General features: G+C 64.7%; 14 protein-coding genes. 8 read left to right on the top strand and 6 right to left on the bottom strand.

Features of this window, described 5'->3' with window-relative positions; genetic code table 11:
• Positions 1 to 13: 13 nt before the first annotated feature.
• Positions 14 to 1,246 (top strand): OprD family porin, encoded by a 1,233-nt coding sequence (locus J5M71_RS10330; RefSeq protein WP_207831992.1) that lies wholly within the window; start codon positions 14 to 16, stop codon positions 1,244 to 1,246.
• A gap of 27 nt (positions 1,247 to 1,273) precedes the next feature.
• On the top strand, positions 1,274 to 3,325 hold the full coding sequence (paaZ, locus tag J5M71_RS10325) for a phenylacetic acid degradation bifunctional protein PaaZ (RefSeq protein WP_207831990.1): 2,052 nt from the start codon (positions 1,274 to 1,276) through the stop codon (positions 3,323 to 3,325).
• Positions 3,326 to 3,525: 200 nt separating this feature from the next.
• Here the strand turns inward: paaZ and J5M71_RS10320 are convergent, their stop codons facing one another.
• The 4 genes from J5M71_RS10320 to J5M71_RS10305 form a co-directional block, all read right to left on the bottom strand.
• Positions 3,526 to 3,795, bottom strand: coding sequence for a DUF6555 family protein (locus J5M71_RS10320; protein ID WP_207831988.1), 270 nt, complete (start codon positions 3,793 to 3,795; stop codon positions 3,526 to 3,528).
• Positions 3,796 to 3,864: 69 nt separating this feature from the next.
• Entirely contained in the window at positions 3,865 to 4,074 is a 210-nt protein-coding gene (locus J5M71_RS10315; protein WP_207831985.1) for a general stress protein, read from the bottom strand.
• A gap of 194 nt (positions 4,075 to 4,268) precedes the next feature.
• Positions 4,269 to 4,820 carry an ATP-dependent Clp protease proteolytic subunit gene (locus J5M71_RS10310; protein ID WP_207831984.1) on the bottom strand — a complete coding sequence of 184 codons (552 nt, stop codon included), beginning with the start codon at positions 4,818 to 4,820 and terminating at the stop codon, positions 4,269 to 4,271.
• A 21-nt stretch (positions 4,821 to 4,841) separates the two neighbouring features.
• Positions 4,842 to 5,216 carry a low affinity iron permease family protein gene (locus J5M71_RS10305; protein ID WP_207831983.1) on the bottom strand — a complete coding sequence of 125 codons (375 nt, stop codon included), beginning with the start codon at positions 5,214 to 5,216 and terminating at the stop codon, positions 4,842 to 4,844.
• Positions 5,217 to 5,247: 31 nt separating this feature from the next.
• Between J5M71_RS10305 and J5M71_RS10300 the strand changes: the two genes are divergently transcribed.
• The 5 genes from J5M71_RS10300 to J5M71_RS10280 are packed head-to-tail and all read left to right on the top strand — an operon-like array spanning position 5,248 to position 9,679.
• Positions 5,248 to 6,300, top strand: coding sequence for a DUF72 domain-containing protein (locus tag J5M71_RS10300; RefSeq protein ID WP_207831981.1), 1,053 nt, complete (start codon positions 5,248 to 5,250; stop codon positions 6,298 to 6,300).
• On the top strand, positions 6,297 to 7,082 hold the full coding sequence (locus tag J5M71_RS10295) for an endonuclease/exonuclease/phosphatase family protein (protein WP_207831979.1): 786 nt from the start codon (positions 6,297 to 6,299) through the stop codon (positions 7,080 to 7,082). The genes J5M71_RS10300 and J5M71_RS10295 overlap by 4 nt, the downstream gene beginning before the upstream one ends.
• Positions 7,079 to 8,281 (top strand): cardiolipin synthase ClsB, encoded by a 1,203-nt coding sequence (clsB, locus tag J5M71_RS10290; protein WP_207831977.1) that lies wholly within the window; start codon positions 7,079 to 7,081, stop codon positions 8,279 to 8,281. Before J5M71_RS10295 ends, clsB begins: the two co-directional genes overlap by 4 nt.
• A complete protein-coding gene (locus J5M71_RS10285) occupies positions 8,281 to 9,228 on the top strand; it encodes a lysylphosphatidylglycerol synthase domain-containing protein (RefSeq protein WP_207831975.1) in 948 nt (315 codons plus the stop codon). Before clsB ends, J5M71_RS10285 begins: the two co-directional genes overlap by 1 nt.
• A gap of 34 nt (positions 9,229 to 9,262) precedes the next feature.
• Positions 9,263 to 9,679: a hypothetical protein gene (locus J5M71_RS10280; protein ID WP_063914631.1), complete on the top strand. Its 417-nt coding sequence runs from the start codon at positions 9,263 to 9,265 to the stop codon at positions 9,677 to 9,679.
• A 115-nt stretch (positions 9,680 to 9,794) separates the two neighbouring features.
• On the opposite strand, the gene J5M71_RS10275 is transcribed toward J5M71_RS10280, so the two are convergent.
• Both J5M71_RS10275 and J5M71_RS10270 read right to left on the bottom strand, forming a co-directional pair.
• Positions 9,795 to 10,019, bottom strand: coding sequence for a metallothionein (locus J5M71_RS10275; protein ID WP_207831973.1), 225 nt, complete (start codon positions 10,017 to 10,019; stop codon positions 9,795 to 9,797).
• Positions 10,016 to 10,480 (bottom strand): phosphotransferase system, HPr-related protein, encoded by a 465-nt coding sequence (locus tag J5M71_RS10270; RefSeq protein ID WP_207831971.1) that lies wholly within the window; start codon positions 10,478 to 10,480, stop codon positions 10,016 to 10,018. Before J5M71_RS10270 ends, J5M71_RS10275 begins: the two co-directional genes overlap by 4 nt.
• Before the next feature lie 126 nt (positions 10,481 to 10,606).
• Between J5M71_RS10270 and ligD the strand changes: the two genes are divergently transcribed.
• On the top strand, positions 10,607 to 13,099 hold the full coding sequence (gene ligD, locus J5M71_RS10265; RefSeq protein ID WP_207831969.1) for a DNA ligase D: 2,493 nt from the start codon (positions 10,607 to 10,609) through the stop codon (positions 13,097 to 13,099).
• Positions 13,100 to 13,268: the final 169 nt, after the last annotated feature.

Raw genomic sequence — 13,268 nt, 5'->3', positions numbered from 1 at the left:
TAAAACAACAACAATGAACCGCACGCACTTCATTTCGGCCGCCTGGCTGGCCACCCTCGCCCTGCCGATGCCGGCCATGGCGGATTTCATCGGCGACAGCCACGCCCGGCTGGAGCTGCGCAACCACTACCTCAATCGCGACTTCCGTCAGAGCAATGCACCGCAGGCCAAGGCCGAGGAATGGGGCCAGGGCTTTACCGCCAAGCTGGAGTCGGGCTTCACCGAAGGCCCGGTCGGTTTTGGTGTCGACGCCATGGGCCAACTGGGCATCAAGCTCGACTCCAGCCGCGACCGCCGCAATACCGGTCTGCTGCCCTTCGGCCCGAACAGCCATGAACCGGTCGATGACTACAGCGAACTGGGCCTGACCGGCAAGGTGCGGGTGTCCAAGAGCACCCTGCGCCTGGGCACCTTGCAACCGATCCTGCCGGTGGTGGTGTACAACGACACCCGCCTGCTCGCCTCCACCTTCCAGGGCGGCCTGCTCACCAGCCAGGACCTGGCCGGCCTGACCTTCAACGCCGGCCGCCTGACCAAGGCCAACCTGCGTGATTCCTCGGGCCGCGACGACATCGGCTATGGCGCCGCCAGCAGCGACCACCTGGACTTCGGCGGCGGCAGCTACGCCCTCACCCCGCAAACCAGCGTCAGCTACTACTACGCCAAGCTCGAGGACATCTACCGCCAGCAGTTCGTCGGCCTGATCGATACCCGCCCGCTGGGTGAAGGCCTGAGCCTGCGCACCGACCTGCGCTACTTCGACAGCCGCAACGACGGTGCCGAACGCGCTGGCAACATCGACAACCGCAACTTCAACGCCATGTTCACCCTCGGCGTACGGGCCCACAAGTTCACCGCCACCTGGCAGCAGATGTCCGGCGACAGTGCCTTCCCGTTCGTGAACGGCGGCGACCCGTTCACCGTCAACCTGGTGACCTACAACACCTTTACCCGCGCCGGGCTGGACTCCTGGCAGGTGCGCTACGACTACGACTTCGTCGCCATGGGCATCCCCGGCCTGAGCTTCATGACCCGCTACACCGATGGCCGCCACGCCGAAACCGCCACCGTCAGCAATGGCCGTGAGCGCGAGCGCGACACCGACATCACCTATGTCATCCAGAGCGGCCCGTTCAAGGACGTCAGCCTGCGCTGGCGCAACGTCACCTTCCGTTCCGGCAATGGCCTGACCAACGCCGTGGACGAAAACCGCCTGATCATCGACTATACCGTGGCGCTGTGGTAACAGCGCCCCTCTACATTGGAGAACAGCATGTCTGCCGCCCCTACCCTGCAAAGCTTCATCGCTGGCCGCTGGCTTGGCCAGCAAGGCGCCCAGGCCCTGCGCAGCGCCCTGGACGGCCACGTCCTGGCCTACAGCCACGAAGAACGTCCGGATTTCGCCGAGGCCGTGGACTTTGCCCGCGGCCGTGGCCTGGCCGCGCTGATGGCCATGGACTTCCAGCAACGCGCTGCCCGCCTGAAGGCGCTGGCCCTGTACCTGGCCGAGCGCAAGGAACAGCTCTACGCCCTGTCCCACCACAGCGGCGCCACCCGTGCCGACAGCTGGATCGACATCGAAGGCGGCAACGCCACGCTGTTCTCCTATGCAGGTATTGGCAGCCGTGAGTTGCCGTCGGGCAACCTGGTGCACGAAGGCCCGGCGATCCCGCTGGGCAAGCAAGGCCATTTTGCCGGCAGCCACATCCTGGTGCCGCGCGCCGGCGTGGCGGTGCACATCAACGCCTTCAACTTCCCCATCTGGGGCATGCTGGAGAAGTTCGCCCCGACCTTCCTGGCGGGCATGCCGTGCATCGTCAAGCCTGCGACCTCGACCAGCTACCTGACCGAGGCCGTGGTGCGGCTGATGAACGCATCCGGCCTGTTGCCCGAAGGCAGCCTGCAACTGGTGATCGGCAGCACCGGCGACCTGCTCGACCGCCTGCAAGGCCAGGACGTGGTGACCTTCACCGGTTCAGCCGACACCGCCGCCAGGTTGCGCGTCACACCGAACCTGGTCCGCAACTCGGTGCCGTTCACCGCCGAAGCCGATTCGCTGAACTGCGCCATCCTCGGCCCGGACGTGACCCCCGACAGCGAAGAGTTCGACCTGTACATCAAGGAGGTGGTCCGCGAAATGACCACCAAGGCCGGGCAGAAATGCACCGCCATCCGCCGCGCCATCGTACCGGCCAGGCACATCGACGCCGTTGCCACACGCCTGCGCGAGCGGCTGAGCAAGGTGGTGGTCGGTGACCCGTCGCTGGAGGGTGTGCGCATGGGCGCCCTGGCTTCCCACGACCAGCAACACGATGTGGCCGAGCGGGTGCGCAGCCTGCTGCAGAGCTGCGACCAACTGTTCGGCGCCAGCGACGGTTTCGCACCGCGTGGCGAGGGTGTGGCCGAGGGCGCGTTCTTCGCCCCGACCCTGCTGCAGGCCCGTGACCCGCATGCCGAAGGCGGTGCCCATGATATCGAAGCGTTCGGCCCGGTCAGCACGCTGATGGCCTATGACGACCTCGATGAAGCCCTGGCGCTGGCCGCGCGTGGCAAAGGCAGCCTGGTGGCGACCCTGGTCACCGCCGACCGTAGCGTAGCGGCCAAGGCCATCCCGGTGGCCGCTGCCTGGCATGGCCGGCTGCTGGTACTCGACAGCGAGGCGGCCAAGGAATCCACGGGGCATGGCTCGCCATTGCCACAACTCAAGCACGGCGGCCCGGGCCGCGCTGGTGGTGGTGAAGAGTTGGGTGGCCTGCGTGCGGTCAAGCATTACCTGCAACGCGCTGCGGTACAGGGTTCGCCGAGCATGCTCACGGCGGTAACCGGCGAATACGTGCGCGGTGGCGAAGTGATCGAAACCGAAGTACACCCGTTCCGCCGCTATTTCGAGCAACTGCGCATCGGCGAGTCGCTGCTCACCCACCGCCGTACCGTGACCGAAGCCGACCTGGTCAACTTCGGCTGCCTGTCGGGCGACCATTTCTACATGCACTTCGACGAGATCGCCGCCAAGCAATCGCAGTTCGGCAAGCGCATCGCCCACGGCTACTTCGTGTTGTCGGCAGCGGCCGGGCTGTTCGTCTCGCCTGGTGAAGGCCCGGTACTGGCCAACTACGGCCTGGATACCCTGCGCTTCATCAACCCGGTTGGCATCGGCGACACCATCCAGGCACGCCTGACCTGCAAGCGCAAGATCGACCAGGGCAAGACCAGCCCGCTGGGCCAGCCCCAGGGCGTGGTGGCGTGGGATGTGGAGGTGACCAACCAGTTGGGTGAACTGGTCGCCAGCTACGACATCCTCACCCTGGTGCTGAAAAAGCCCTGACGCGGCCGTTGGTCAGGGGCGGTCGGCATTCAACCGACCTCACCTGGCCGTTGCCACTCTCATTCAATGAGCACCAAGCATTCCTGCGGGAGCGGCTTTAGCCGCGAAGAATCCAACGCGGTGCATGGCACCGGCTACGCCGGTGTTCGCGGCTAAAGCCGCTCCAACAGGGGCCGCGCAAGGTCGTGCAGCTCGGGGAATCACATTGTCGCCGCCGGCCCCCCCGCCGACGGGTTCGGCTTGCTCCCCGACACCCGCCAGCTCACTGCGGTAATCCCGTAGCGCTCTGCCATTGGCCTGCTGACTTTCCTTATCTTCTCCCGGCCGAACCTGGGAATGATGCCGATGCCCGCATCGCAACTTGCCCAATGCCAGGCCTCGACATTGTCCAGCTGCTCCAGGCGGATGATGAAACTGCGCGGCTGGCCATGCAGCTGGTAATCGATGATGTAGAGCTGTGGGCTAGGCATCGCAGGGGCCTCCTCTTCTCCATGGATGACACCCTGATTGATCGGGGTATGCGCCGAAAATTCAAAAAATCACTGATGGCGACCTTTGCCGTGGCTGTTTTGCCCACCCTTGCGGCCGGCGTCCGAAGCCCGCTGGCGGTCATTGGCAAAATTGCCGCCAGAAACCTGACCACCCTTGTGCCCGGCGCGGGAAGCCCGTTCCCGGTCGTTGGCGAAGTTGCCTGGGTTGGTTTCCTTATTGCCGCCACGGTGGCTGGTGCGGTCTTGGTCCTGCGCCATGTCGTTTCTCCTTGCGATGGTTTGGCGGGATGCATGGATCTGCGCCTTACCTTGGTTCCGAACACTCGAACGCTGGCTCTGCTCAATGGTTTTGCCCTCAGCCGACGTGTGGCGCGAAACACATGCGGGCACAATATTGGTGCCACGGCGACCGTTCGCGGGCTTGCGCGCGAAGAGGCCAGCACAGGCAACCGCTAGGCATGCACACTCCAATGACACGCCTCCAGCTCGATCGGCATCTCGTCAATGGCCTGGATCATGCCGCTCTCCAGGGCTTCCCGTGGCCCGAGTATGCGCGGGTAGGCCATCAGGTAGCGCGGCACATCCAGTACCTCGGCCGCGCCCTCGGTCCGCTCGGCGACGATCTGTGCATACAGCCGCAGGTCATAGTCCAGGCTCATCGCATATTCGGCCATGCGTGAATGGTCCACCGATCCGTGCAAGGTCCAGTGGAAAGGATGGAACAGGAACTTGCTGCAACTGCACGCCGTGCGCCGGTCCCCGGCCAGGAACAGGATGTTGCCCATGGATTCCACCGTGCCCAGGTTGTGGGTATGCACCTCGACCGGTAATGCCCGCAGAAAGTTGTACAAGGTAAACCCGTAACTGCACTCGCCGCCCATGGTGGCGATGTTCAGTTGCAGGACCTCGGCGCCCTGCTGCAACGCCCGCGAACAGGTGTTGATCAGGTTGCCACAGGTGGACGAATTGATCGGCCCGGTGAAGTGGACGATATGTCTGGCCATGCTTGCCTCCAGGGTGGCAGGTCATTCCTTGGTCTTCTGCGCATCGTCACCCTGCCCGGCCATCTGCCGGTACTGCTTGCGCAAGGCATGCAACTCGGCCGGGTCCATGTCTTCAAGGTCCAGCAGCGCTTTGTGCGCCCGTTGCGTGGTGCGCAGCAGTTCGTCGATCTTGATGTGCAGTTCGTCGTTGTCGCGGTTCTGGGTGTTCTGGATGAGGAACACCATGAGGAAGGTGATGATGGTGGTCGAGGTGTTGATCACCAGTTGCCAGGTGTCGTTGAAGCCGAACAACGGCCCGGTCAATGCCCAGCTCAGGATCAGCAGGCAGGCGATGCCGAAGGTCAGCGGGCGGCCGGACCAATTGGCCAGCCACTGGGCAAAACGGTCGAATTTCATCCTGGCGCCCTTCCTCCGCAGCAGATATGCGGTGGAAACGTCGCGCGCTGCAAAGTTCAACGCGGTATGGCCTTTTCCGTTGGTCAACCGTGCTGAACCCTGGCCGCTGTTCACCAGTCGCACCTTCAGAGTGACCGAACAAGGACCCGGTAATGAGGAAGGCAGCGTGAGCGATATCCGCATCGGCATCTCCGGTTGGCGCTACGGTCCGTGGCGCAAGGATTTCTACCCGAAGGGCCTGCCCCAGGACGACGAACTGGCGTTCGCTTCGCGGGCGGTCAACAGCATCGAGATCAACGGCTCGTTCTACAGCCTGCAAACGCCCGAACGCTACCAGGGCTGGCGTGACGACACCCCGCCCGGCTTCGTGTTCGCGGTCAAGGCCCCGCGTTACATCACCCATGTGCGTCGGCTAAGGGATATCGAAGAACCCATGGCCAATTTCTTCGCTTCCGGGCCGCTGCTGCTCGGCAAGAAGCTAGGGCCATTCCTCTGGCAGTTTCCACCGAACATGAAGTTCGACGAGGCCCGCTTCAGCCGTTTTCTCGAGCTGCTGCCACACAGCCGCAAGGCCGCCCGCGACTGCGCGCTGGGGTGTGCGCAACGCCTGAGGGACAACGGCAGTACCGATATCAAGGGCAACGCACGGCTACGCCACGCCGTGGAAATTCGTAATGAGAGTTTTTTGTGCGAAGCCTTCATCAAGCTGCTGCGCAAACACCGGGTGGCGCTGGTGGTGGCCGACAGCGCCGGGAAATGGCCTTACGTCGAAGATGTCACCGCCGACTTCGTGTACATGCGCCTGCATGGCGATGTCGAGCTGTACAGCAGTGGCTATACCGCCCAGGCGCTGCGGCGCTGGAAGCAGCGCATCCAGCACTGGAGCCAGGGGCGGCAGGCCGACGATGCCCAGCTGGTCGTGCCGGGGCCGCCACCACGGCGCGCGACCCGTGACGTCTACTGCTATTTCGACAACGACCAGAAAGTCCATGCACCCTATGACGCCCGGCGCCTGCTGCAGAAGCTGTCGCTGGACCATGAGCTGATGACCGAGCCTGGCGTGGTGCCGGAGGTGGCGCTGTGAACAGGACCCTGCCTGCCCCGCACTGCATCTTCGACAAGGTTACCGCCGTGCATCGGCTGAATGTACTGACGCTGAACGTGCACAAGGGCTTCACCTTCTTCAATCGGCGCTTCATCCTGCCCGAGTTGCGCGAAGCCGTGCGCGCCACCGGCGCCGACCTGGTGTTCCTGCAGGAGGTGCACGGTAGCCACCAGCAACACGCCCTGCGCCACCCGGCCTGGCCGGATACGCCCCAGTACGAGTTCCTGGCCGACAGCATGTGGCCACAGTACGCTTACGGCCGCAATGCCGTGTACCCCCACGGCGACCACGGCAATGCCCTGCTGTCGAAATTCCCCATCAGATGCTTCGACAACCTGGACGTTTCGGTACAGGGCAACGAGCAGCGCGGCCTGCTGCATTGCCAACTGGAGGTACCAGGCCATGACCAGGTGCATGCGGTGTGCGTGCACCTGGGCCTGCGCGAGGCGCACCGGCAACGCCAGGTGAGGCTGCTGCTGGACCTGCTCGACAGCCTGCCGCCCAAGGCGCCGGTGATCGTTGCCGGCGATTTCAATGATTGGCGGCTGAAGGCCGATACGGTGCTGAGCGAACACCTGGTAGAAGCCTTCGGCGAGCATTTCGGCACCCCGGCTCGCAGCTTTCCGGCGCGTCTGCCACTGCTGCGCCTGGACCGCATCTACCTGCGCAACGCCATGCCCGGCACTGCCCGGGTGCTGTCGAAGTACCCGTGGTCGCACCTCTCCGACCACGCCCCTTTGGCTGCGGAGATCAACCTGTGAACCGACCCTGGGTAGACGGCAACAGCGTGCAGTTGCTGATCAATGGCGAGCAATACTACCCCCGTGTGTTCGAGGCCATGGCCCACGCTCGGGAGGAAATCCTGCTGGAGACCTTCATCATCTTCGATGACAAGGTCGGCCAGCAGTTGCAGCAGGTACTGATCGATGCCGCCCGGCGCGGCGTGCGTGTCGAAGTGGCCGTGGATGGCTACGGTACGGCCGACCTGCCTGCGCCGTTCATTGCCGCCATGACCGATGCCGGGGTCAGTTTCCACGCCTTCGACCCGCAGCCGCGGCTGGTGGGCATGCGCACCAACCTGTTCCGGCGCCTGCACCGCAAGATCGTGGTGGTCGACGGTGAGCGGGCATTCATCGGCGGCATCAACTACAGCGCCGACCACCTGGGCGACTTTGGTGCCATGGCCAAGCAGGACTATGCCGTCGAAGTCACCGGCCCGGTGGTGGCGCAAGTGCATGCCGCCAGCAAGCGCCTGATGTCGCCGGTGCTGCAGCCGCCCAGCGCGGTGCGGCCGCTGACCGAGCCTGCCGGTGCCAGCAGCGCCGTGCTCATCGAGCGCGACAACGGGCTGCGCAGTACCGATATAGAAGCCCACTACCTGCAGGCGTTCCGCAGTGCCCGGCAGCGCATCGTGGTGGCCAACGCCTATTTCTTCCCGGGCTACCGGCTGATGCGCGAACTGCGCAATGCGTCCCGGCGTGGCGTGGAGGTGCAACTGATCCTGCAGGGTCAGCCGGACATGCGCTGGGTACGGGCGCTGTCGCGGCTGCTGTACAACTACCTGCTGCGCGACGGTGTGGCCATTCACGAGTACTGCCAGCGGCCCTTGCACGGCAAGGTGGCGCTGGTGGACGACCAGTGGGCCACCGTCGGCTCCAGCAACCTGGACCCGTTGAGCCTGTCGTTCAATCTGGAAGCCAACCTGTTCATCCGTGATCGTGCCTTCAACCATCAACTCAACCAGCACCTGCAGGCGCTGGCCCGCGATCAATGCAAGCCGGTCACCCTGGAGCGCATGGTCCGTGGCTACTGGTGGCGGGCGCCGCTGATCTTCGTGTGTTTCCACGTGATCCGCCATTTCCCGCGGATTGCCGGCTGGTTCCCGGCGCACCGCCAGCGCTTGCGCTCGGTGCAGCCGGAGGCCGAGGTACAGGGTGACTATCACGAGGGCAAGACCTGATGGCGCGAAAACACTGGCAAACCTGGGGCAAACGGCTGTTCACCCTGGCATTCCTGATCCTGATCCCTGCGCTGCTGTACCTGCTGGCGCGCAACCTGGACTGGAACGAGGTGCGCCAGTCGTTGCTGGCCTACAAGCCTGGCAACCTGGCCATCGGCCTGGCGCTGGCCGGGTGCAGCTACCTGACGTTCGCGAGTTACGATCTGCTGGCGCGGGCCTACACCGGCCACCACCTGCCGGCTCGCCAGGTTTTGCCGGTGGCCTTCGTGTGCTACGCCTTCAACCTCAATTTCACCACCTGGGTGGGTGGCGTTGCCTTGCGCTACCGGCTATACAGCCGCCTGGGCCTGGACACACCGACCATCACCCGCATCCTCACCCTGGGCCTGCTGACCAACTGGATGGGCTACATGCTGCTGGCTGGCACGGTGTTCGCCTTGCGCCTGGTCGAGCTACCCGCCAACTGGGCGGTGGGCGCCACCGGCCTGCAACTGATCGGCCTGGTATTGCTGGCGATTTCCGCAGGCTACCTACTGGCCTGTGGTTTCGCCAAAAAGCGCACCTGGCGCTGGCGCGACCATGAGGTAACGCTGCCGTCGCTGCGCCTGGCGCTGTGCCAGGTCGTGCTGGGTGCCAGCAACTGGGCGCTGATGGCACTGCTGATCTTCTGGCTGCTGCCTGGCGAAGCCTTCTACCCGTCGATACTTGGCATCCTGCTGATCAGCTGTGTGGCAGGTGTGGTCGCGCATATCCCGGCCGGGCTGGGTGTGCTGGAAACGGTATTCCTGGCCCTGCTGCACGGGCAGCTGGCCCAGGGTTCGCTGGTGGCGGCCCTGCTGGGCTACCGTACGCTGTACTACCTGGTGCCGCTGTTGCTGGCGGTGCTTGTCTACCTGGTCCTGGAGAAACGCGCCAAAGCCATGCGCCGGCGCGACAAGCCCGCCTGAACCTGACAAGGGCCTGTGGCCCCGGAGGTGGCAAATGCGTGTCGCTGTCCTGATATTGATGGGGGCCAGCCTGGTCAGTGGCCAGGCCCTGGCCGAAGCCTGCAACGTGCTGACGCGGTCCTCCAGCGAGGCGGTCAAGCCGGTGGAGCGACACAGCTGTTACAGCTACAGCAACCTGCCCGCCGAAGCGATCAACTGGTCGTGCAGCAACGAGAGCAAGGACATGCTCAACAGCGAAAAGCACAAGGTCCCCCGTTGCGCGGACGGCAGCGTTGGCAGTTGCATCGCACCGTTGACCCGGGAGGCATTGGCCAACCCCAAGGCAGCTGGCGGTGACAAGCCGGCGTTGCCCAAGGATGCGCGGGTAATCACCTATTACTACGACACCCCAAGCCTGGGCCAGGCCCGCACCGATTGCGAGCGTAGCAACGGCATCTGGCAGACTCACTGATTCTGCAGGCCTGCGCGCTGCTTTGTGAGGGAGCGGCCTTTCGCGACGCAAGGCCGCTCCCACAGGACCATCACCGCCCCATAAACCTATGCAGAAGCTATGGGACGGCGTTGTTTCAGGGTGAAATCGGGTCACTCGCCGGGAAAGTCTCGTCCAGCGCATTGTCCACCGCGCTCTCCCCGGTCTTTTCGCCACAGTGGCAATCCGGCATCCGGCACGGCTCGCCATTGCGATGCCCGCTGGCACAGGCCTCGCAGCAATACACCTTGCCTTCGAGCTGCAAGGCGTTGGCATCCACGGTGCAGGAACAATGCGCACAGGCACAACGCAGTTCGTTCATGGCTTGCTCTCCTCGTCATCGATTACATCATCAGTCCACGGTTCGCCATCCAGCGGTGCGGAGCGGGCCAGTTCGGCTTCGTCCAGGCCTATGCCGCCGCCGATTTCATGGGCCTCCACCCGGCGCAGGGTCTTGTCTGCCGGTCCGCCGGTGCTGCCAGGCTCATGCGGGTCGCGGGCGCCGGTCTCATCCAGCAGGGTGTCCGGGCTCAGGTCGTCGTAGGTAACGTTGTCTTCGTGCAAACTGTCGCTCAGCGCTTCGCCGCCGGTCATGCCGCTTTCGGCCACGCGCCGGGGCGGGAACTCGCGGGCCACGTCCGCGGCCGGGCGCTCGTCGCCCACACGCCCCTCGCGCTCATCCAGGCGCTCGTCGAAGTCCAGTTCATGCACGCTGCCCATGCGGTCTTCGGTGTCGTCGATTTCGATCGGGGTATACGGCTTCGGTTCATCTGCTCGGGCCATGTGTGTTCTCCGTCAAGTGGCTTCATTCGGTCGACTGCACCTGATCGTTGAAGATTCAGAGTTTTTTGAACTACCGCCCGGGCCGCTGGCTCCCACCATAGAGACTCAGAACCGCCCGGAGCCGTCATGGCCAAGCCCCTAGAGGAATACGCGCGCAAGCGCGACTTCAACGCCACGCCCGAGCCCAGCGGCAAGCGCAGCCATGGCAAGCGGGCCCATGCGCTGCAGTTCTGCATCCAGAAGCATGACGCCAGTCACCTGCACTACGACTTCCGCCTGGAGCTCGATGGCACGCTGAAAAGCTGGGCAATCCCCAAAGGGCCCTCGCTGGACCCGAAGGTGCGCCGCCTGGCCGTGCACGTAGAGGACCACCCGCTGGACTACGCCGATTTCGAAGGCCATATCCCCGAGGGCCATTACGGCGCGGGCGACGTGATCGTCTGGGACCGGGGCATCTGGGAGCCCGAAGGCGATGCGCACGAAGCCTATGCCAAGGGCAAGTTGCGCTTCCGCCTGCAAGGCGAAAAGCTTGGCGGCGTGTGGAATCTGTTTCGCACCCACCTGGCCGGCAAGAAGGAACAGTGGATGCTGGTCAAGTCGCAAGACAGCCAGGCGCGTAGCGAAGCCGACTACAGCATCGTCGACGCCCAGCCCGACAGCGTCCTCAGCGACCGCACGCTGGTGCCGCGCAAGCCAGCAGCAAAAAAAGCCGCTGCACCACGTCGCAAACCGGCCAGCAAAGGCCGGAAGGTGCCGTTGCCGACGCAACTGCAGCCACAATTGGCGACCTTGGTCGACTCCCCGCCCGGCGGCGACTGGCGCTACGAAGTCAAGTTCGACGGTTATCGCATCCTTGCCCGCATCGACGGCGATGACGTCCGCCTGTTCACCCGCAATGGCCACGACTGGAGCAGCAAGCTGCCCAGGCAGGTTGCCGCCTTGCGTGCGCTGGGCATCGACGCGGCCTGGCTCGATGGCGAGGTGGTGGTGGCCGGCGAGAACGGCGCGGCGGACTTCCAGGCGCTGCAGAACGCCTTCGACACCGAACATGACGAGCACATCACCTATTACCTGTTCGACCTGCCCTTCCTCGGCGGCCAGGACCTGCGCCAGTTACCGCTGCAGGACCGGCGCCGCACCTTGCAGCACTTGCTGGAACACAATGAATCGGACGTACTCCGGTACTCCGCCGACTTTGACCAGCCCGTCGAATCCCTGCTCGACAGCGCCTGCCAGCTGCAACTCGAAGGCCTGATCGGCAAGCGCGTCGACAGCCCCTACAGCGGCCGTCGCAGCCCCGACTGGATCAAGCTCAAGTGCAAGCAGCGCCAGGAGTTCGTGATCGTCGGCTACACCGACCCGAAAGGCAGCCGCAGCGGTTTCGGCGCACTGCTGCTGGCCTTGCACGACAACGACAGCGGCGAGTTGCGCTATGCCGGCAAGGTCGGTACCGGCTTCAGTGCCACCACCCTGGCAAGCATCCATGCCCGGCTGGGACCGTTGGAAACCGACACGCCGGCTCTGCCCAGGCCGCCCGCGGGAGCCGAAGCCCGCGGCGTGCACTGGCTGAAACCGCAGCTGCTGGCCGAAGTCGCCTATGCCCAGATGACCCGTGACGGCATCGTGCGCCATTCGGTGTTCCACGGCCTGCGTGATGACAAACCGGCTACCGCCATCGACCTGGAGCGCAGCATGCCCGCCAAGACCCTGCCCAAGCGCAAGCAGGCCAAGGCCCCAGAGGCCTTGGGCGAGCTGCGCCTGACCCACCCCGAGCGGATAATCGACGCCACCCGCGGCGTGACCAAGCGCGAGGTCGCCGAGTACTACGCCGCCGTCAGCCAGTGGATCCTGCCCCAGCTCAAGGATCGCCCGGTGGCACTGGTGCGCGCGCCGGACGGCCTGACCGGCGAGCTGTTCTTCCAGAAGAACGCAGGCCAGCTGCATATACCCCACGTGCTCAGCTACGACAAGGCCGAGGCCGGCCAGGCAGCGATGGTCATCAACCGCGCCGATACCCTGCTGGGAGCGGTGCAGATGAACATGCTCGAGCTGCACACCTGGAACGCCACCGACAAGGATTTCGACAAGCCCGACCGCTTCGTCCTCGACCTCGATCCGGACCCGGCACTGCCGTGGAAGGCCATGCTCGAAGCCACCCAACTGGCCCTGACGTTGCTGGATGAACTGGGCTTGAAGGTGTTCCTCAAGACCAGTGGCGGCAAAGGCATGCACCTGGTCGTGCCCCTGACCCGGCGGGCCAGCTGGGATGAAGTCAAGGCGTTCAGCCATGCCATCGTCGATTACCTGGCCAGGCTCTTCCCCGACAGGCTGAGTGCCGTTTCCGGGCCCAAGAACCGCGTCGGGCGCATCTTCATCGACTACCTGCGCAACGGCAAGGGCGCGACCACCGCCTGCGCCTACACCCTGCGCGCGCGTGAAGGCCTGCCGGTATCCGTGCCGATCTGGCGCGAGGAACTGCCGCAACTCAAGGGCGCCAACCAGTGGAACATCGACAATGTGCTTGAGCGTCTGGACGATGTGGACGACCCCTGGGCCGATTATGGCAAGACAAGGCAATCGATCACCGTGGGCATGCGCAAGCAGCTGGGGCTGGCCTGATGAGGGCTTGCCTGAAACGCTGCGCCCGCAGTGCCTGAACAAGGAGCCAGGCCCATGGTTCTGGCATGGCGGCGCTGGCATTGCGGCCTGCTGGTACGGCGCCGCCGAAGCCCTGGCCGATTATCTGGCGGGCCTGCGCACCCTGTGGGAGCGGGTTCACCCGCGAAAC

Origin of the sequence: Pseudomonas sp. 43(2021) (assembly GCF_017490805.1) — a bacterium.
Taxonomy (GTDB): domain Bacteria; phylum Pseudomonadota; class Gammaproteobacteria; order Pseudomonadales; family Pseudomonadaceae; genus Aquipseudomonas.
This window is presented reverse-complemented; position numbering and strand designations above follow the sequence as displayed.

Bases quoted from the DNA above. Each gene is read 5' to 3' on its own strand.
- J5M71_RS10330 (WP_207831992.1), top strand. From the start codon at position 14: ATGAACCGCACGCACTTCATTTCGGCCGCCTGGCTGGCCACCCTCGCC.
- paaZ (WP_207831990.1), top strand. From the start codon at position 1,274: ATGTCTGCCGCCCCTACCCTGCAAAGCTTCATCGCTGGCCGCTGGCTT.
- J5M71_RS10320 (WP_207831988.1), bottom strand. From the start codon at position 3,795: ATGCCTAGCCCACAGCTCTACATCATCGATTACCAGCTGCATGGCCAG.
- J5M71_RS10315 (WP_207831985.1), bottom strand. From the start codon at position 4,074: ATGGCGCAGGACCAAGACCGCACCAGCCACCGTGGCGGCAATAAGGAA.
- J5M71_RS10310 (WP_207831984.1), bottom strand. From the start codon at position 4,820: ATGGCCAGACATATCGTCCACTTCACCGGGCCGATCAATTCGTCCACC.
- J5M71_RS10305 (WP_207831983.1), bottom strand. From the start codon at position 5,216: ATGAAATTCGACCGTTTTGCCCAGTGGCTGGCCAATTGGTCCGGCCGC.
- J5M71_RS10285 (WP_207831975.1), top strand. From the start codon at position 8,281: ATGGCGCGAAAACACTGGCAAACCTGGGGCAAACGGCTGTTCACCCTG.
- J5M71_RS10280 (WP_063914631.1), top strand. From the start codon at position 9,263: ATGCGTGTCGCTGTCCTGATATTGATGGGGGCCAGCCTGGTCAGTGGC.
- J5M71_RS10275 (WP_207831973.1), bottom strand. From the start codon at position 10,019: ATGAACGAACTGCGTTGTGCCTGTGCGCATTGTTCCTGCACCGTGGAT.
- J5M71_RS10270 (WP_207831971.1), bottom strand. From the start codon at position 10,480: ATGGCCCGAGCAGATGAACCGAAGCCGTATACCCCGATCGAAATCGAC.
- ligD (WP_207831969.1), top strand. From the start codon at position 10,607: ATGGCCAAGCCCCTAGAGGAATACGCGCGCAAGCGCGACTTCAACGCC.